The 16,952-nt window shown below is 68.0% G+C and carries 15 protein-coding genes; 6 read left to right on the plus strand and 9 right to left on the minus strand.

Annotation, left to right across the window (positions count from 1 at the left end):
* Nucleotides 1-26 precede the first annotated feature (26 nt).
* Together pfkB and glpR are read right to left on the minus strand one after the other, a co-directional pair.
* Nucleotides 27-950: a 1-phosphofructokinase gene (pfkB, locus tag NO931_RS17495; protein WP_256393650.1), complete on the minus strand. Its 924-nt coding sequence runs from the start codon at nucleotides 948-950 to the stop codon at nucleotides 27-29.
* Nucleotides 947-1,708 carry an HTH-type transcriptional regulator GlpR gene (gene glpR / locus NO931_RS17500; RefSeq protein WP_256393651.1) on the minus strand — a complete coding sequence of 254 codons (762 nt, stop codon included), beginning with the start codon at nucleotides 1,706-1,708 and terminating at the stop codon, nucleotides 947-949. Before glpR ends, pfkB begins: the two co-directional genes overlap by 4 nt.
* Nucleotides 1,709-2,071: 363 nt before the next feature.
* Between glpR and NO931_RS17505 the strand changes: the two genes are divergently transcribed.
* From NO931_RS17505 to NO931_RS17530, 6 genes are all read left to right on the plus strand, one after another.
* Entirely contained in the window at nucleotides 2,072-3,226 is a 1,155-nt protein-coding gene (locus tag NO931_RS17505; RefSeq protein WP_256393652.1) for a PTS fructose transporter subunit IIC, read from the plus strand.
* A gap of 55 nt (nucleotides 3,227-3,281) precedes the next feature.
* The gene (locus tag NO931_RS17510) at nucleotides 3,282-3,749 is read left to right on the plus strand and encodes a PTS sugar transporter subunit IIA (protein WP_256393653.1); all 468 of its coding nucleotides are present in this window, start codon (nucleotides 3,282-3,284) and stop codon (nucleotides 3,747-3,749) included.
* Entirely contained in the window at nucleotides 3,749-4,009 is a 261-nt protein-coding gene (gene ptsH1 / locus NO931_RS17515) for a phosphocarrier protein HPr (RefSeq protein WP_256393762.1), read from the plus strand. Before NO931_RS17510 ends, ptsH1 begins: the two co-directional genes overlap by 1 nt.
* Nucleotides 4,010-4,013: 4 nt before the next feature.
* Nucleotides 4,014-5,702 carry a phosphoenolpyruvate--protein phosphotransferase gene (ptsP, locus tag NO931_RS17520; RefSeq protein ID WP_256393654.1) on the plus strand — a complete coding sequence of 563 codons (1,689 nt, stop codon included), beginning with the start codon at nucleotides 4,014-4,016 and terminating at the stop codon, nucleotides 5,700-5,702.
* The gene (locus NO931_RS17525; RefSeq protein WP_256393655.1) at nucleotides 5,699-6,217 is read left to right on the plus strand and encodes a PTS fructose transporter subunit IIB; all 519 of its coding nucleotides are present in this window, start codon (nucleotides 5,699-5,701) and stop codon (nucleotides 6,215-6,217) included. Before ptsP ends, NO931_RS17525 begins: the two co-directional genes overlap by 4 nt.
* A 131-nt stretch (nucleotides 6,218-6,348) precedes the next feature.
* Entirely contained in the window at nucleotides 6,349-7,137 is a 789-nt protein-coding gene (locus NO931_RS17530; protein WP_256393656.1) for a class I fructose-bisphosphate aldolase, read from the plus strand.
* Between the two features lie 22 nt (nucleotides 7,138-7,159).
* On the opposite strand, the gene NO931_RS17535 is transcribed toward NO931_RS17530, so the two are convergent.
* From NO931_RS17535 to NO931_RS17565, 7 genes are all read right to left on the minus strand, one after another.
* On the minus strand, nucleotides 7,160-7,513 hold the full coding sequence (locus NO931_RS17535) for a winged helix-turn-helix domain-containing protein (protein WP_256393657.1): 354 nt from the start codon (nucleotides 7,511-7,513) through the stop codon (nucleotides 7,160-7,162).
* A gap of 341 nt (nucleotides 7,514-7,854) precedes the next feature.
* Nucleotides 7,855-8,766 (minus strand): serine/threonine-protein kinase RIO2, encoded by a 912-nt coding sequence (locus tag NO931_RS17540; RefSeq protein WP_256393658.1) that lies wholly within the window; start codon nucleotides 8,764-8,766, stop codon nucleotides 7,855-7,857.
* A gap of 401 nt (nucleotides 8,767-9,167) precedes the next feature.
* Nucleotides 9,168-10,490 (minus strand): cobyrinic acid a,c-diamide synthase, encoded by a 1,323-nt coding sequence (locus NO931_RS17545; RefSeq protein WP_256393763.1) that lies wholly within the window; start codon nucleotides 10,488-10,490, stop codon nucleotides 9,168-9,170.
* An 8-nt stretch (nucleotides 10,491-10,498) separates the two neighbouring features.
* Nucleotides 10,499-11,284, minus strand: coding sequence for a CbiX/SirB N-terminal domain-containing protein (locus NO931_RS17550; protein WP_256393659.1), 786 nt, complete (start codon nucleotides 11,282-11,284; stop codon nucleotides 10,499-10,501).
* Between the two features lie 110 nt (nucleotides 11,285-11,394).
* On the minus strand, nucleotides 11,395-12,168 hold the full coding sequence (locus NO931_RS17555) for a cobalt-precorrin-7 (C(5))-methyltransferase (RefSeq protein WP_256393660.1): 774 nt from the start codon (nucleotides 12,166-12,168) through the stop codon (nucleotides 11,395-11,397).
* Nucleotides 12,168-12,890 carry a precorrin-8X methylmutase gene (locus NO931_RS17560; protein WP_256393661.1) on the minus strand — a complete coding sequence of 241 codons (723 nt, stop codon included), beginning with the start codon at nucleotides 12,888-12,890 and terminating at the stop codon, nucleotides 12,168-12,170. The genes NO931_RS17555 and NO931_RS17560 overlap by 1 nt, the downstream gene beginning before the upstream one ends.
* Complete coding sequence (locus NO931_RS17565) at nucleotides 12,880-16,932, minus strand: cobaltochelatase subunit CobN (RefSeq protein WP_256393662.1); 4,053 nt, start codon at nucleotides 16,930-16,932, stop codon at nucleotides 12,880-12,882. Before NO931_RS17565 ends, NO931_RS17560 begins: the two co-directional genes overlap by 11 nt.
* Between the last annotated feature and the right edge of the window lie 20 nt (nucleotides 16,933-16,952).

The raw sequence follows: 16,952 nt of genomic DNA on the forward strand, positions 1-16,952 counted from the left end.
GTCGTTCCGGGCGAATCGACGCCCGATCACTCGCGCACCGAGGAGCGATCGGTCAGTTCGACCCGGGCGACGGCGTCGTCCAGGTCCGCGAACGAGGGGACCGTCGTTCCGGCGTTCGCGACGACGCGCGAGGCGACGGCGACGCCGCGGCGCAGCGCCGCCCGCTCGTCCTCCTCGTCGACGAGTTCCGAGAGCACGCCCGCCAGCATCGCGTCGCCCGCGCCGACCGTGTCGGCGACGTCGACGTCCAGCGCGGCGGCGTGGACGAGCGCGTCCGGACTCGCCAGCAGAGCGCCGTCGCCGCCCAGCGAGGCGACGACGCGGTCGAATCCCCGATCGCGGAGCGCGTCCGCGGCGGCCAGACAGTGTTCGACGGTCTCGACCGGCCTGTCGGTGGCGGCGGCGAGTTCCTCCCTGTTGGGCTTGCACAGCGCGTACTCGGCGTCGAGTTCCTGCAGCGTCGCGCCGCCGACGTCGACGACGGCGTCCCACTCGCCGGCGCGCGCGATCCGATCGATGGCGTCCGTACCCAGCCCCGGCGGCAGGCTGCCGGCGACGAGCACCATCTCCGGGTCGTGCCGAGCGATGGCGTCGATCGCGTCGTCGACGACGCCGGCGTCGACGCCCGGCCCGTCGTGGTTGATCTTGAACTCGCCGTCGTCGGAGAGGATCGTCGTGTTCAGTCGGGTGTGTCCCTCGATCTCGACGAGGTCGGCCGGGATCGACGCCTCGTCGAGTTCGGTTCGGATGTACTCGCCGAGGAAGTCGCCGACCAGCCCCGTCGCGACGGTGTCGGCGCCGAGTCCGGTCAGGTACTGCGAGACGTTGATCCCCTTGCCGCCGGCGTCGAACTTCGCCTCGTCGGTGCGCGCGACCTCGCCCGACGCCGGCATGGCGTCGACCTGAATCGTGTGGTCGACTGCCGGGTTGAACGTCACGGTAACGATCATCGTACCTCCGCCAGGGTGACGTCGTCGGTCTCGAACTGTTCGGCGAGGTCGGTCGGGACGTCGGCGTCGGTGACGAACACGTCGACGTCGGCGAGGTCCGCGAAGCTGATGAAGCTCTGTTCGCCGATCTTCGACCCGTCGGCGACCAGCACGACCCGGTGGGACTTCTCGATCATCAGCTCCTTGATCCGCGCCTCGTCTTCGTTGGGCGTCATCAGCCCGCCGTCGGCGGCGATCGCGTTCGTCCCTAAAAATAGCACGTCGAACGTCATCCGCTCCATGAATCGCTCTGCGCTCGGGCCGACCAGTGCGCGCGTCGGGCGGCGCAGCGAGCCGCCCGTGAGCTTCACCTCGGTGCCGTCGTCGTCGAGTTCCATCGCCTGCAGCGGGGAGTTCGTGACCGCCAGCACGGTGTCGTTGGCGGGCAGTTGCTTCGCGACCTGCATCGTCGTCGAGCCGGCGTCGAAGAACACGACCTGGTTGTCGTGGACCTCCTCGACCGCGCGTTCCGCGATTGCGACCTTGCCGTCGAGGTTCTGGACCTCCTTCTGGCGATAGGTCTGCTCCTGGCCGACCGAGGTCGCCGGCACGGCGCCGCCGTGGGAGCGCTCGATCAGCTGGCGATCCGCGAGTTCGTTGAGGTCCCGGCGGATCGTCGCCTTCGAACAGTCCATCTCGGCGGCGAGCTCCTCGACCGAACAGCCGTCCCGCTCGGAGACGAGCTCGACGATCTTTCGCTGGCGTGCTTCCGGTAGCATGAGTCGTCCGTTCGTTCGACACGTTGGGACCCACCGCATTAACTGTTTATCACCTCTTTCGATCGTACGTGATTGGAATATACGATGGATCGCGATCGAGGCGTTTGTACTGGCAGTATATCGGGGTAATGTGCCAATAACGAGCGAGAGGATGATTGATTCTGCAGACCATGATACGAGATGCCGTCACACGGCATCGAAAATATTACCGCTCGTGCCGTAGAACGGCTCCGAACGCTGCTCTCGGGAATCGTTGTTCACTCCCGTGAGCGATACCGCGCCGCTCCCGGGGAAAAACGGTAGAAAACAATCACGTCCGAAAATACTTTTGCATATGTAGAAGTACTAGCTTCCAGAGCGACAATGGCAACCAAAGACCAGGCAGAAAACAGGATGCGTTCACACGTCACTTCGGTAAAGGAGGACCTCATGACCGGGGTCTCCTTCATGATCCCGTTCGTCACGATCGGCGGGATCTTCACCGCGCTGGCGTTCCTCGTGGAATCGCGCTTCGGCCTCGTCGCGAGCAACGTCGAAACCGCGGACGCGTTCGCGTCCGGTTCGCTGGCGTGGTACTTCGTTGAAATCGGCGGACTCGGCCTCACGATCATGGTGCCGGTCCTCGGGGCGTACATCGCGTACGCGATCGCTGACAAACCGGGCCTCGCACCGGGGTTTATCCTTTCGTACGCGATCCAACAGCCACAGATCATCAACCAGGCCGGTCAAACTCTGGGGATCAACTCCGAGGGGGGCGTCGCCGGCTTCCTCGGGGCGATCGCCGTCGGGCTGGTCGTCGGCTACGCCGCCGACTGGATGAAGGGCTGGTCGGTGCCCTCGTTCGTCAAGCCGATGATGCCGGTGCTCATCATCCCGGTTGTCCTCACGGCATTTTTGGCCCCCGTCGTCATCTTCGTGCTGGGAGTTCCGATCGCACTCGTCGACTCGGCGCTCACCGAGACGCTCACCGGAATGCAGGGAGCAAACGCCGTGTTGCTCGGCGTGATTCTCGGCGGGATGATGGCGTTCGACATGGGCGGTCCGGTCAACAAGGTCGCGTACGTGTTCGCCGTCGGGCTGATCGGCGCGGGCGTCACCGGTCCGATGGCCGCCGTGATGATCGGCGGCATGGTGCCACCGCTCGGCCTTGGACTGGCGAACTTCATCGCGCCGCACAAGTTCGCACCCGAGATGAAAGAAAACGCCGTCGCCGCAGTGCCGATGGGGCTCTCGTTTATCACTGAAGGAGCGATTCCGTACGCCGCCTCGGACCCGCTCCGCGTGATCCCGAGCATCATGGCAGGAAGCGCAGTCGCCGGCGGCACCGCGATGGCCCTGGACGTTGCGATGCCCGCACCCCACGGCGGCATCTTCGTGCTCCCGCTCGCGGACAACATCCTCGGCTTCGTCGCGGCGATCGTGATCGGCACGCTCGTGGCTGCCGGCGCAGTCATCCTGCTCAAGCCCGACCACGAAGAAGCGACCGCCGACGAACCGGAGGCCGGCGCGACGGCCTGATCGACTCGACCGCTTACCACGGTCGTATTTACCACCTCAAACCCACTATACACGTATGAACTCCGACTCGGAACACACACCACTCACGACGGATCTGATCGCCCTCGACGGGGCGCCCGCGGACAAGCGCGGCGTCATCGAATTCCTGCTCGACCTCGCGGTCGAGGCCGACCGCGTCGCCGACCGCGAGCAGGCGCTCGACGACCTGCTCGAACGCGAGGAGGAAGCCACCACGGGCGTCGGCATGGGCATCGGCATCCCCCACGCCAAGAGCGCGGCGGTCAACTCGCCGACGATCGCGTTCACGCGCGTCCCCGAGGGGATCGACTTCGACGCGATGGACGACGAGCCGGCGACGCTGATCTTCATGCTGCTTGTCCCCGAGGAGGGCGGCGAGGAACACCTCCAGATGCTCAGCTCGCTCTCCCGATCGCTGATGCACGAGGAGACGCGCGACGATCTCCACGACGCCGACTCCAAGGAGCGCGTCCAGGATATCGTGCTGGAGGCGGTCGAACAATGATCGAGCGCACCGTCACGGTCGTCCCCGAGGACGGCCTGCACGCCCGCCCGGCCTCGAAGTTCGTCGAGACGGCCAACGAGTACGACAGCGAGATCACCGTCGCCGCGAACGGCGACGAGCCGGTCAACGCCGCGAGCATGCTCGCGGTCACCGGCCTCGGCGTCAAATCCGGCGAGGACGTCGTGCTCACCGCTGAGGGTCCCGACGAGGAGGCCGCGATCGAGGCGCTCGAAGACGTCCTCACCACGCCGGAGGAGTGAGCAGATGAGCCAGACCCTGGACGGCGTCGGCGTCACCCCGCTGTCGGGACTCGGGACGGTGCGCTGGTACCGCCCCGGTGATCACCCCGACCCGGAGGACGTCGACGCCGCGGACCCCGAAACCGAACGCGAGCGGTTCGACGAGGCGCGCGCGACAGCACGCGAGGAACTCGAAGCCGAGCGCGAGCGCACCGCCGAACGCGTCGGCGAGGAGGAGGCCGCCGTGTTCGACGCCCACCTGCAGTTCCTCGACGACCCCCAGATCACCGACGGCGTCGAGGACGCGATCGACGACGGCGCCGCGGCCGAAGCCGGCGTCGCCCGGTCGTTCGACGCCGCCATCGAGCAGTTCGAGGGGATGGAGGGGATGATGGCCGAGCGCGCCGACGACATGCGCGACATCCGCGACCGACTGCTCAGAATCCTCTCGGGCGGCGAGCGGATCGACCTCGCGGAACTGCCCGAGGGCACCGTGCTGCTGGCCGAGCGGCTCACCCCCAGCGACACCGCCCAGCTCGACCCCGACGCCTGCGCCGGCTTCGCGACGATGACCGGCGGGCGCACGTCCCACGCGGCGATCTTCGCGCGCTCGCTGGGCATCCCGGCGGTCGTCGGCGTCGGCGACGCCCTCGCGGAGATCGAGGACGGCGCCGACGTGGCGGTCGACGCCGAACACGACGCCGTGATCGTCGATCCCGACGAGGAGACGCGCGAGCGCGTTTCGGCGTCGCGCGAGGTCGACGTCAGGGCCGACCGCGTCGAAACCGCGGACGGCCGCGAGGTCGAGGTCGCAGCCAACCTCGGCACCTCCGCCGAACTGGAGGGCGCCGACGCACAGGGCGCCGACGGCGTCGGCCTCTACCGGACCGAGTTCCTCTTCCTCGATCGGGAGTCGCCGCCGGACGAAGAGGAGCAGGTCGAGACGTACGCCGAGGCGCTCGACGCCTTCCCCGACGGCCGGGTCGTCGTCCGGACGCTCGACGTCGGCGGCGACAAGCCGGTTCCCTACCTCGATCTACCCGAGGAGGAGAACCCGTTCCTGGGCAACCGCGGCATCCGGCGGTCGCTGGGCGACGACGGCGACCTGTTCGAGACGCAACTGCGCGCGCTGCTCCGGGCCGCTGCCGAGGGCGCGGGCACGCTGTCGGTGATGTTCCCGCTCGTCGCGGCCGTCGAGGAGCTCGACGCCGCGCTCGAACGCATCGACGAGATAGCGAGCGATCTCGACGACGAGGGCGTCGACTACGCGGTGCCCGAACTCGGCGTCATGGTCGAGACGCCCGCGGCCGCGCTGATGGCAGACGAGTTCGCCGCACGCGTCGATTTCCTCAGCATCGGGACGAACGATCTCGCCCAGTACGTGATGGCCGCCGCGCGCGAGAACGACGCCGTGGCCCACCTCCACGACCCGCGCCACCCGCCCGTGCTGCGGGCGATCGACCGGGCCGTCGAGGCCGCCCACGACAACGACGCCTGGATCGGGATGTGCGGCGAAATGGCCGGCAATCCCGAGCTGACCGAACTGCTCGTCGGGCTCGGCCTCGACGAGCTGAGCATGAGCGCCGTGACGATTCCGGACGTCAAAGCTCAGATCGAGGAGACAGACACTGCCGACGCCCGCGAGGTCGCGGATCGGGCGCTCGCGGCAAGCACTAAAGAGGACGTCCGCCGTATTATTACCCAAGAATCATGAAGTTTGTAGCAGTTACCGCCTGTCCGACCGGTATCGCACACAGCCAGATGGCCGCCGAGAACCTCGAAACCACCGCAGAGGAGCGAGGTCACGAGATCCACGTCGAGGTCCAGGGCGCCATGGGGACCGAAAACGAGATCCCGGCCGACGCGATCGCCGAGGCCGACGCCGTGATCATCGCCGCCGACACCTCGGTCCCGACCGACCGCTTCGAGGGCGAGGTCGTCGTCAAGGGGTCGGTCAAGGACGGCGTCAACGACCCCGACGGGCTGATCGACGAGGCGATCGAGCGTGCCGATGGCGACGCCGCTGCGGCGTCCAGCGAGAGCACAGCGGCCGGCGCCGAGGACGAGTCGGACGCTGACGCCGACGAGTCGGCTGCCACGGAGACGACCGCCGCCGGGACCTCCGACGACGCCGACGACGAGCCGACCGCAGATGCCGGATCGCGGTCCGCCGATCGATCCTCGTCGGACGGCGGCCTCGTCGCCCGCCTCAAGAAGCTGTTCTCCTGATCGGGCCGGGCGTCGATCCGTCTCGCGACGCTGTGGCTTCGAACGAACAACTCTATTCCACCGTCTAAACGGTACGAAACAATCACGTTCAGTAGTATTTAGTGATCGGCTGTCGTTAGTTATGACTGTCTATGAGCGTACCCAGCGATTCCCCGATCGTCCGGGACGGCAAGTCGATCATCCTCGCACACGACCACGGGCTGGAACACGGCCCCGCGGCCTTTTCGGGCGTCGAGGACCGCCTCGATCCGACGACGGTGTTCGACATGGCGACCCACGACGCGGTGACGGCGTTCGCGGTCCAGAAGGGACTGGCCGAGCAGTACTACCCCTCCTACGACGATCAGGTGAACCTGCTGGCCAAGTGTAACGGCTCCAGCAGCCTCTGGATGGGCGAACCGTACTCGCCCCAGACGTGGTCGGTCGAGTACGCCGCCGAGATGGGCGCCGACGCCATCGGCTACACCGTCTACCCCGGGACGAACACCGAGCCGCAGATGTTCGAGGACTTCCAGGAGGTCCAGGAGGAGGCCCGCGAGGAGGGGCTCCCGGTCGCGATGTGGTCGTACCCCCGCGGGCAGGCGATCAAGGAGCACCGCAAGCCCGAGACGATCGCGTACGCGACGCGGATCGGCCTCGAACTCGGCGCCGATCTGGTGAAGGTGAAATATCCCCGCAGCGGCGACGCCATGGAGTGGGCCGTCGACGCCGCGGGCAACACGAACGTCGTCCTCAGCGGCGGCTCGAAGACCAGCGACTACGAGTTCCTTTCGACCGTGGAGACGGCGATGGACGCCGGCGCGAGCGGACTCGCGGTCGGCCGGAACGTCTGGCAGCGCGACGACCCCACCGCGATCCTCGACGCGCTCGAAAAGGTCGTCTACGAGGGTCAGTCCGCCGAGGACGCGCTCGAAGAGTAACGATCAGCGACTCGGCGTCCGGTCACTCGAGACGAGCGCGTTCGCTCGACGCCGCTTCGGCGTCGGGACAGAGGACGCCACACTGTTCTACCGTCCGTGCGACGATGTCGGCCGCCGCAGTCCGCTCGGTCGGCGCGATCGCGCGTTCCTTCGGATCGTACTCGACGAGCCCCGCGTCCGCCAGCTTCGGCAGGTGTCGGTGGTGAAGCTCCTGTTGGATCCGCTCTGTTCGGTCGCCGGCATCGGTGAGACACCTCGCAAGGTCGCGAAGTGACGAGTCGCCTCGATCCCGCAGTTCCGCGACGACCGCGCGGCGGTTTCCGTCGGCGAGGCACTCGAAGACGTCGTCCGGCTCGACGTGCTCGATCGAATTCACGGATCACGCACCTCCGACGGTCGCGGGGTGTGGTCGATGCCGCCCGGCCTGCCGGCGACCGGAGCGCTCGCGGGTCGGTCGAGGAGGGACATACGGACATGCTCCCGCGGAGCCGATATATGCTTTTGGGACAACAGGTTGGCACAGGATGGAACTGCGGTATTTCGCCGCTTTGGTCGCTCTCGGCCGGTTTTTCGCACACGGCGGCGACTCGACTCACCGCTCTGCGTCGCGGCTACAGCCTCATTTGCTATAGCGGTATGTGGTTTGTCGATGCCCCAAGACAGCAGGCTGTGCGCCCACAGATTCGCGTGAAAAACAGCGGCTATCGTGCTGTCGGGCTACTTCTCGACGAACTCGTCGACGGAGTCGTACGATCCGTCGGCGAGCGCTGCGGCCAGCGCTTCGGCGTCGGCGCCACCGACGAGCTGGGGGTACTTCCGACGGAAGTAGCCGACCACGTTCTCGACGTCTCGCTCCAAGAACTCCTCGGCGTTCTCGTGGTCGGTCGGGATCGCCTGGGGCCAGTCGAAGATCGTGATCCCCTCCTCGGAGACGAACACGTTGTACTCGCTCATGTCGGCGTGAACCCGTCCCTCGGCGTACGCGTCGCGCATCTCTCTGAGGAGCAGTCCCAGCACCGGCCGAACCTGGTCGTCCTCCAGTTTCGTCCGCGAGAGCTCGACGCCGTCGATCTTCTCCATCACGATGGCGTGGCGGTTCTGATCGATCGGACGGGGCACCGACACCTGGGGGTACAGCGCCTCCAGAGCCTCGAACTCGCGCTCGGCGGCCTTCCGCGCGGTGTAGAGCCACGACACGTGCTCGCGATCCGAGGTGTAGTCCCGCTCTTTCATCACCTCGCGGAAGTTGGTGTACCCCTCGCGGTGGTACTTCAGCGCCATCGGCTCGTAGGACTGGACCTCGTAGACGTCGCTCTCCTTGCCGACGCCCAGCGACGCCCCGAAACCCGAAATCGTGTCCCGTTCGGCGAAGCTGTGGAGCGCCAGCGCGTCGTACCCCTCGAACTTCAGCGTGTAGCCCTCGTACTGGATCGTCTTGCGCTCGATCAAGTCTCTGTCCAGACATCGGTCGATCCGGTAGTCGACCTCCTCGGCCGTCAGCCGGGAGAACTTCGGGATCTTCTCCTTGGCGACCCACTCCGAGAAGCGCATTCCCTGCTCGATCCCCGACAGGAGGTGGAAGTCCTCGGGCTCGAGCTCGGGCAACACCCCGGCGACGTTCTGCACCATATCGTCACCGTAGCGCGCGCGGCGGTAAAAGCCCCGCGCGTGCGGTCGTACAGTCCGGTTCGCTCGGGAGCCGTCGACATCGGGGCAGTCTCGACTTTCTGGCTTCGTCGTTCGAACGGCTGGACTGCGGCCATCGCCTCGGCTCGCCGGACCATCGGCGTCGCCGTGAGTTCGCGTCGTTCGCTGCCGCTGAGTCTTCGTTCGCGGCTGAGACGGCCATAGGCGTCCGTTATCGCTGGTGAGAAGCTCCGGCTCGCATTCGAGATAAATTGTATCACGCTATATTGAATCCGTACTGCGGCGTCAGGCCTGTATCGATCGAAACTGCGTCGAGTGGCCGCGAGGCTGCCGATTCGGTGTGTTGCAGTTCGAAAAGCAGCGCTCGTCGCGGCGACGCCGGCTCAGAGCGACTCGACGAACGCGTCGAACGCGCCGCTCTCGGGGTGGACGTGGCAGTACGTCCCCAGTGTCCGGTGCTCGGTGAGACCGTCCCGCCCGTCGTCGATGCCGTCGCCGCGGACGACGTCGAAGGCGAACCGCGCGTCCGACCCGACCTCGGCGCTGGAGTAGTGGAACTCGTGACCTCGCACCGTCGATCCGCCCGAAGCGGTGAGCGCGTCGGTCTTCGCTTCCAGTTCGACGTGATCCAGCGCCCGGTATCGATCGTGCATCGTGACGTCCGCCGGGAGCGCGCCGACCATCTCGTGGCGTTCGCCGTCGGTCGTCGTCAGCGATTCGGACAGTGCGATCAGACCGCCGCACTCCCCGAGGATCGGGAGCCCATCCGCGCTGCGGTCGGCGAGCTGGTCGAGCGCGGAACTCTCGGCCAGCGCCGGAGCGCGTAGTTCCGGATACCCGCCGGGGAGGTAGACGCCGTCGCAGTCCGGGAGTTCGTCGCCGTCGGTCGGCGCGAACGTGACGACCTCGGCGCGCTCTCGGAGCCGCTCGATCGTCGCCGGGTAGTAGAAGCAGAAGGCGTCGTCGCGGGCGACCGCGACTCGTTTTTCGGTTCGTTCGCGTCCGGACGCCGACGGAGAGACTGCTGCGGACGCGGCGTCCGGCACTGGCGGCGTCCGCGCGAGGTCGAGCAGCCGGTTCACCCGAAGATGCTTGGCGGCGGCGTCCAGCGCGTCGTCCTCGATCGGCGATTCATCGCCCATGTGGAGCCCGAGGTGGCGATCGGAGATTTCCAGCTCGTCGGTCGGCGGGATCCGGCCGAAGTACGTCAGTTCTTCGGGCAGGGCGTCGCGGATCCCCGCCTCGTGACGGCCGCCGTGGGCGCGCTGGGCGATCACGCCGACAACGTCGACATCGCGCCCGGTGCGGGCGGCGAACTCCCGGAACCCCAGCGCCGTCGCGGCGACGCTCTCCATGCCGGCCTTGGCGTCGACGACGAGAACGATCGGGAGATCGAGCGCCTCGGCGACCATCGCCGTGCTGGAGGCGTCGCCGTCGTACAACCCCATGACGCCCTCGACGACGCAGACGTCGCCCTCGCCGCGGCGGTAGTTCCGCCGCAGGCCCTCCTCGCCCTGCAGCCAGCGGTCGAGCGTGCGCGAGGGACGACCGGCGACGCGCTCGTGGTGGCTCGGGTCGATGAAGTCCGGCCCGGCCTTCGCGGGCTGGACCGCGCGTCCGGTGTCGTCGAGCGCGCGCAGGACCGCGAGTGTCGCGACGGTCTTGCCGACACCCGATCGCGTCCCCCCGAGAACGATCCCCTCCATCGCCCGGCTCACGTCGGTCCCTCCCCGTCGGTCGCGACCGGACGCCGCGTTTGCAGCAGCTCCGCCTCGAAGGACCCCCCTGCCGAATCCTCGCCGGCCGCCAGCGCGCGCTGCTTTTCGAGTTCGGCGTGCAGCGCGTCGGTGATCCGGGGATGCTCCCCGAGCGGTTCGGCGTACTCGATGCCGCCGCGGTCGAGTTCGAGTTCTTCGGGGACGCGGCGCTCGGTCGCCTCGCACCGGGTCGCGAACAGCGGCACAGCGACGGCTTGCGGGGTCGAGACGTTGTACCGGACGCACTCGACGGCGGGATTCTGGAGGAGATAGCACGTCAGCACCTCGCCGTACGCCGACCGCTCGCGGAGGCGGCTGGCGTGGTACTCGGCGGTCTGGCGGTGGTACGGCTTCGAGCTGCTGCCAAAGCCCACCAGCACGAGCGTGGCGTCCTCGTCGGCGCCGACCAGGTCGTCGCCGCGCTCCAAGAGAACGTCGGTGACCGCGGGACTCCGACCGAGCGGTTCGCAGTAGCGGACCTCGCCGGGGACGTACGACAGCGCGGCCGGGACGCCGTCGATGGTCTCGTGAGCGTGGGCGGCGCAGAGCGGGATGGCGTACACCCGGTCGCTGGACACCGCACACAGTCGATCCCGCAACTCGCGGACCGGCTCGCTCTCGTAGGTCGCCACCTCGACCTCGTCGACCGCGGTTCGCTCGGCGAGTCGTTCGGCGTGCGTCTCGAAGACGTCGCGGCTGTACCCCGTATCGCGGCCGACGAGCAGCAGTGTTTCGGATGTCATGAGTCGTATCCGGCGGGTTAGTAAAGTTGAGTTTAACTAACCCAAGTTCCTTTGCTAAAATGCTCGGTGCCGGCCACAAAATATGTTTTGGTCGCCGGGGCCGGTCGCGCTCAGTTCGCCCGAATCGCCAGCACGGAGAGATCGGAGAACGGCGTCGCTTCGGCGTCCGAACCGCCGGCGTGGGTCGCTAGCTCGCCCAGCGTCGTCCAGGTGATCTTCTCATCGTCGTGGGTCAGCCGTTCGAGCACGAGCGCGTCGAGCGACGCCGAAGCGCCCGCGTCGAGGAGGTCCGCGGCAAGGTCGCCGGGCATCCAGTCGTACGGTCGCGGGAGCACCAAGAGGTGGCGATCGCCGGCGTCCCGGCGCAGTCGTGCGAGGTCCTCCGAGAGGTCGCCGCTCCGGTGGAGCGTGACGAACGTGGTCCGCTCCATCGGCGTCCGCGCCCGACTGGCGGCGACCTGCAGCGAGGAGATGCCGGGGATCATGCGGACGGGACGAGCCGCGCCGATCGCGCGCTCGACCTTGCCGACGAACTGGTAGCCCGAGTGGTTCGGATCGCCCATCAGCACGGCCGTCCCGGCGTCGCCGGCCGCGACGCGCTCGGCGAATCGTTCGAGGGTTTCGGCCTCGTCGCGGTAGCCACACGTCAGCAGATCGGCGTCCGTCCGGTCGGCGACGAACTCGACGACCGTCTCGAAGCCGACGACCACGTCGGCCTCGCGGATCGCGCGCTCGCCCCGCGGCGTGAGATACTCCGGGTTCCCGGGACCGATGCCGACCGCGTACACCGGATCGGCAGCCTGCCCTTCGGCGTCTCGCTCGGGCGCCGCCGCGGCGCGTTCGGCGGGATCGGGCCCCGAATCGAGGTCGTAGCCCTCACCCATCAGTCTGCCCCGGCCTCGATCGAGAGTTTACCCTCCCGGGCGTCGCTCGCGACGTGGATCAGCTCGTTGGTCAGCGCCGCCGCGAGGCCGCTGCCGCCGCGCTTCCCGACGTTCGTGATCGCGGGGACGCCGCGCTCGGTACAGACTTCCCGAATTCGCTTCCGACTCTCCTCGGCCTTCACGAAGCCGACCGGCGTCGCGACGACGACGGCGGGCCGGGTGCCCTGCTCGATGCAGTCGGCCAGCGCCAGCGCCGCGGTCGGCGCGTTGCCGACCGTGACGATCGCGTTCTCGAACGCGCCCTCCCTGTCGAGTTCGAGCATCGACGCCGCGGTGCGGGTCATCCCGGTCTCTTTCGCCAGTTCGGCGCCCGATCCGATCGCCTTGCGCTTCTCGCAGGAGTGGCCGCGCGACGTGACGCCCGCCTTCGCCATCGTGATGTCGGTGACGATCGTCGCCTCGGCGAGCACGGCGCGGGCGCCCGCCTGGACCGGCTCGTCCTCGTTTTCCCCCGTGAACCGCAGCAGGTGCTGGAACTCGATGTCACCCATCGAGTGGACCGACTTCTGGCGGACTCGATCGGCCAGCGTCTCGTCCGGGACGAACTGGCGCACGATCTCCATGCTCGTCTCGGCGATCTCCATCGCGTTCTGGGTCGTGGCGCCGAGATCGGCGTACTCCCGGCGGTCGTCGTTAGGGTCGGCTTCGGCGTCAGTCGTCATCGCTCGTCACCTCCTCGTCGTCTTCCGCGGTCGCTTCGCTCCCCGCTCGCCCGTTCGGAGAGCCTCGCGTTGCTCGGCTCTCCAGATCCCCGTCGACGTCGAGATTCAGATCGCGCAGCCGATCCCTGGTTTCGGCGTCGGCGTCCCAGAGGCCGCGGTCGATCGCCTCCAGCAGCGTGTCGGTGATCGAGTCCAGCGCCCAGGGGTTGACCTCGCGCATCCAGTCTTGACGCTCGTCGTCGAACGCGAACTTCTCGGCGACATCCGCCCACAGCCGGTCCGAGACGACGCCCGTCGTGGCGTCCCAGCCGAGCGCGACGTCGACAGTCTGGGAGAGGTCGCCCGCGCCCTTGTAGCCGTGTTCCTCCATCGAATCGAGCCACTCGGGATTCAGCACGCGAGCGCGCATCGCCTTGCGAACTTTCTCCTCGTTGGTGTACACGTCGACGTTGTCGGGGTCCGAGGAGTCGCCGACGTACGACGCCGGCTCCTCGCCCGAGACCTCCGAGACTGCGGTGATAAAGCCGCCGTGGAACGCGTACCAGTCCGATGAGTCGAACTCGTCTTGCTCCATCGTGTCCTCGATCTTCACGGTGGCGTCGACGTTGCCGAGGCGGCGCTCGAAAGCGTCGTGGGCCTCCGAGACCGTCCCGCGCGAGCCCATCGCGTAGCCGCCCCACTGGACGTACACCTCGGCGAGGTCCGATCGGTCGTCCCAGTTGCCTTCGTCCACCGCTTTGTTCGTCCCGGCGCCGTAGCCGCCGGGGCGCGTGGTGAACACGCGCTGCTTGGCCGCGCTCCGTGCGGCTTCGGCGTCGAGCGCCTCGGCGTCGTCGGCGTCGCCCGCCTCACCATCGGCTTCCGCGAGCAGCTGCTCGGCGTCCTCCTCGACGTGCTTCTTGACGTAGTTCATCTCGTGAGGTTCGTCGAGCTCCGCGACGGCGTCGACGGCGTCGTGAATCACGCCCGCCGCCGCGGGGAAGGCGTCCCGAAACAGCCCGGAGACCCGCGTCGTGACGTCGATCCGCGGTCTGCCGAGTTCGTCGAGCGGGATCGGCTCGACGCCGTCGACGCGGCCGGCGTCGGTCCACTGCGGTTCGACGCCCAGCAGCGCGAGCACCTGGGCGATCGTCTCGCCGCGGGTGCGGACCGTTGGGGTCCCCCACGCGACGACGCCGATCTCCTCGGGATACTCGCCCTCGGCGTCCCGGTGGCGCTCCGCGACGCCCTCGGCGACCTCTTTCCCAACCGTCCAGGCGTTCTTGGCGGGCACCTTCCGGGGATCGAGCGTGTAGAAGTTTCGTCCCGTGGGCAGCAGGTCGACGCCGCCCCGAGTCGGCGCGCCCGACCCGCCCGGCGGGACGTACTCGCCGGCCAGCGCGTCCGCCGTTCTGGGAATCTCGTCTTCGGCGCCCCGCACGCGCGGCGCGGCCTCCTCACAGATGAACGCCAGCGCCTCGCGCAGATCGTCGTGGGCGCCCGACATCGCGCGACCGTCCCCGATCGTGTCGATATCGACGACGAGCAGGTTCATATTGACCTCGTCGTCGGGGCCGGCCTCGGCTTCCGACGCCGGAAGGTCGAAGTCGTGCTCGGCGAGCGTCTCGACGAGGTTCTTGCTCGTCTCGTGGACCTCGTCGGCGGCCTCGGCGTAGGTCATCCCGAGGGCCTCGTCGTACTCGCCCGGCGCGTCGAGCATCCGCTCGTAGTCGACGCCCAGCGCGCCCGCGACGCTCTCGCGCAGGCTCGGTGCGCCCGGATTTTCGAGGCGCGTCAGCGCGACGAGGTACTCGACGAGCCTGTCGCTCTCGGGCGGTTCGCTCATCGTGTGCAGGCCCAGCCTGATCTGGGTCGTCTTCACGTCAGTGACGTACTCGTGGATCCGCTCGACGAGGTCCTCGATCGAGAGATCATCGCCGATGGCGTCACCCGCTACATCGCCCTCTGCGAGCGTCGAGCCGCCTTCGTCGGGGCCTCTCACGTCGGCTTTCTCCGAAATCTCGCCCTCGATCCCGAGTTCGACGGCGAGGTCCAGGTCGTCGGCCTTCGCTCGAATGAGCTCTTCGAGGTGCTCGCCGTCGTCCGATCGGGCGTCCTCCATCCCGGCCTCGCGGTACTGGCTCGCGAGCTCTTCGAGTTCGGCGATCTCGTCGTACGTCCCGGCGTTGGCCATCACCGGCGTCAGGTAGTCGACGACCGCGGCGTACGATCGGCGCTTGGCTTGGGTCCCCTCGCCGGGGTTGTTGACGATGTAGGGGTAGATGTTCGGCAGGTCGCCGATCAGCTGGTCGGGCGCGCTCTCGCCGTTCAGGCCGACCGTCTTGCCCGGCAACCACTCGAGCGAGCCGTGCGTACCGAGGTGGACCACGCCGTCGGCGTCGAACTCGTCGCGGAGCCACGCGTAGAAGGCGACGTAGTCGTGTGGCGGCTGGAGATTCGAGTCGTGGTACACCTTGGAGGGGTCCATCCCGAACCCGCGCGGGGGCTGGACCGTCACGAGCACGTTGCCGAACTCGACGCCCGGGATGGCGAACGGCCGTTCTGGTGGGTCGCCCCACTCTTCGATCACGTTTTCGCGGAACCGTTCGTCGGCGTCCTGCCAAGGCGAAGCCGAGGCAGGGCTCGATGAGCTCCGCTCATCGGTGTCCTGGAACCAGTCCGCGTACTGGTCGGGCGAGACGACGTCGACCGACCGCTCGCGGACGTCCTCCGGCGCGACCCACCGGTCGTCCAGCGTGAGCTGCGAGGTAAGCGTATCGACGAGCTGTTGGCCGCTCTTGGGCGTCCTTCCGTCCAGGTCGTACCCTCGATTCCCGAGTTCCTCCAGCAGATTGACGGTGCTTTCCGGACTGTCGAGCCCGAACGCCGTCCCGATGCCGTCGTCGCTCGGCGGGTAGTTGTGCAGGACGACGGCGACCCGCTTGTCCTCGTTGGGCGTGTGACGCAGTTCGGCCCAGTTCACTGCGAGCCGGACGGCGTGATCGACCCGGTCGTCGATCGGGAAGTGCTGTTTCGGGACGGTGCCGATGCCGCTGTCGTCGTCCGTGCGCTCCTTGCCCGAGATCGGGTGGGTGATCACGTTGCCGTCGAACTCCGGCAGCGCGACCGAGAGGGCGAGCTCGAACCCCATCACGCCCGTGTCCGAGGCCTCGTAGCGCGACCGGGAGCGCATCGTCGTGATCGTCTGGAGCACGGGCACGCCAAGGCGGTCGAGGAACACGTCCTCGGCCGAGTCCCCCTCGTCGCCGGCCGAGCGGCCGCGCTCGTCCATCGACAGCGAGAACATGAACGAGGAGAGCACGGCGTCGACGATCGGTTCAGCCTGCTCGCCTTCGCCGTCGACCAGCCACTCGTCGGTGACCCACTCGGCGTCTTGCTGTTCCTCCGTATCGGTTGCCGGATTGCAGAAGATCGGCAAGGCGTCTGCGCCCTGCGCCTCGATCGCCCGCACCAGCGCGTCGACGTACCGGACGTTCTCGTGGGTCCAGTGAGACTCGTAGAACCAGACGCCGACGGTCGGGCTGTCGTCGTCGAGCGTCGTCCGCAGTTCCTCGTAGCCGGCGCCCGGATGGTCCGGGTGGTAGACGCCTTCGGTCGGCAGCGCGACGGGGTCGTCGTACGCCCGGTCTTCGTCGCCGAACGCGTCGACGAGGTACCGAACGAGGTTCGCCACGTTCGCCGCGCCCCCCCGCTCCAGATACTCGCAGGCGGTCGCCCGAGCGTCGGCGTCGACGCTGGTGTCCTCGACGGCGAACGCGTCGCCGGTCGCCTTGACGACCAGCGGGACGCCGGCCTTGCGCACGCGCTCGACGGCGTGGTCGTACCCCGGCATGCTGTCTTCGGCGCCGTGGAGCCAGAACACGGCGGCGTCGGCGCTTTCTGCTTCGGTCCCGACGATCTCGTCGACGAACGCGTCGACGTCTTCCAGCTCGTCCAGATCTCCCTCCGAGCGCACCGCGAGGTCGGCGTCGACCTCGCCCGCGGCGCGCTGGATGGCCCCCAGTTCGTTCTCGGTCGCGGTGTAGACGGCTACCTGTGGCATAACGTTGTTAAACCTCCGTT

Source organism: Natronoarchaeum rubrum (assembly GCF_024494695.1).

Bases quoted from the DNA above. Each gene is read 5' to 3' on its own strand.
- NO931_RS17540 (WP_256393658.1), bottom strand. From the start codon at position 8,766: ATGGTGCAGAACGTCGCCGGGGTGTTGCCCGAGCTCGAGCCCGAGGAC.
- glpR (WP_256393651.1), bottom strand. From the start codon at position 1,708: ATGCTACCGGAAGCACGCCAGCGAAAGATCGTCGAGCTCGTCTCCGAG.
- NO931_RS17545 (WP_256393763.1), bottom strand. From the start codon at position 10,490: ATGGAGGGGATCGTTCTCGGGGGGACGCGATCGGGTGTCGGCAAGACC.
- NO931_RS17555 (WP_256393660.1), bottom strand. From the start codon at position 12,168: ATGGGTGAGGGCTACGACCTCGATTCGGGGCCCGATCCCGCCGAACGC.
- ptsP (WP_256393654.1), top strand. From the start codon at position 4,014: ATGAGCCAGACCCTGGACGGCGTCGGCGTCACCCCGCTGTCGGGACTC.
- NO931_RS17505 (WP_256393652.1), top strand. From the start codon at position 2,072: ATGGCAACCAAAGACCAGGCAGAAAACAGGATGCGTTCACACGTCACT.
- NO931_RS17565 (WP_256393662.1), bottom strand. From the start codon at position 16,932: ATGCCACAGGTAGCCGTCTACACCGCGACCGAGAACGAACTGGGGGCC.
- NO931_RS17550 (WP_256393659.1), bottom strand. From the start codon at position 11,284: ATGACATCCGAAACACTGCTGCTCGTCGGCCGCGATACGGGGTACAGC.
- NO931_RS17530 (WP_256393656.1), top strand. From the start codon at position 6,349: ATGAGCGTACCCAGCGATTCCCCGATCGTCCGGGACGGCAAGTCGATC.
- pfkB (WP_256393650.1), bottom strand. From the start codon at position 950: ATGATCGTTACCGTGACGTTCAACCCGGCAGTCGACCACACGATTCAG.
- NO931_RS17560 (WP_256393661.1), bottom strand. From the start codon at position 12,890: ATGACGACTGACGCCGAAGCCGACCCTAACGACGACCGCCGGGAGTAC.
- NO931_RS17510 (WP_256393653.1), top strand. From the start codon at position 3,282: ATGAACTCCGACTCGGAACACACACCACTCACGACGGATCTGATCGCC.
- NO931_RS17525 (WP_256393655.1), top strand. From the start codon at position 5,699: ATGAAGTTTGTAGCAGTTACCGCCTGTCCGACCGGTATCGCACACAGC.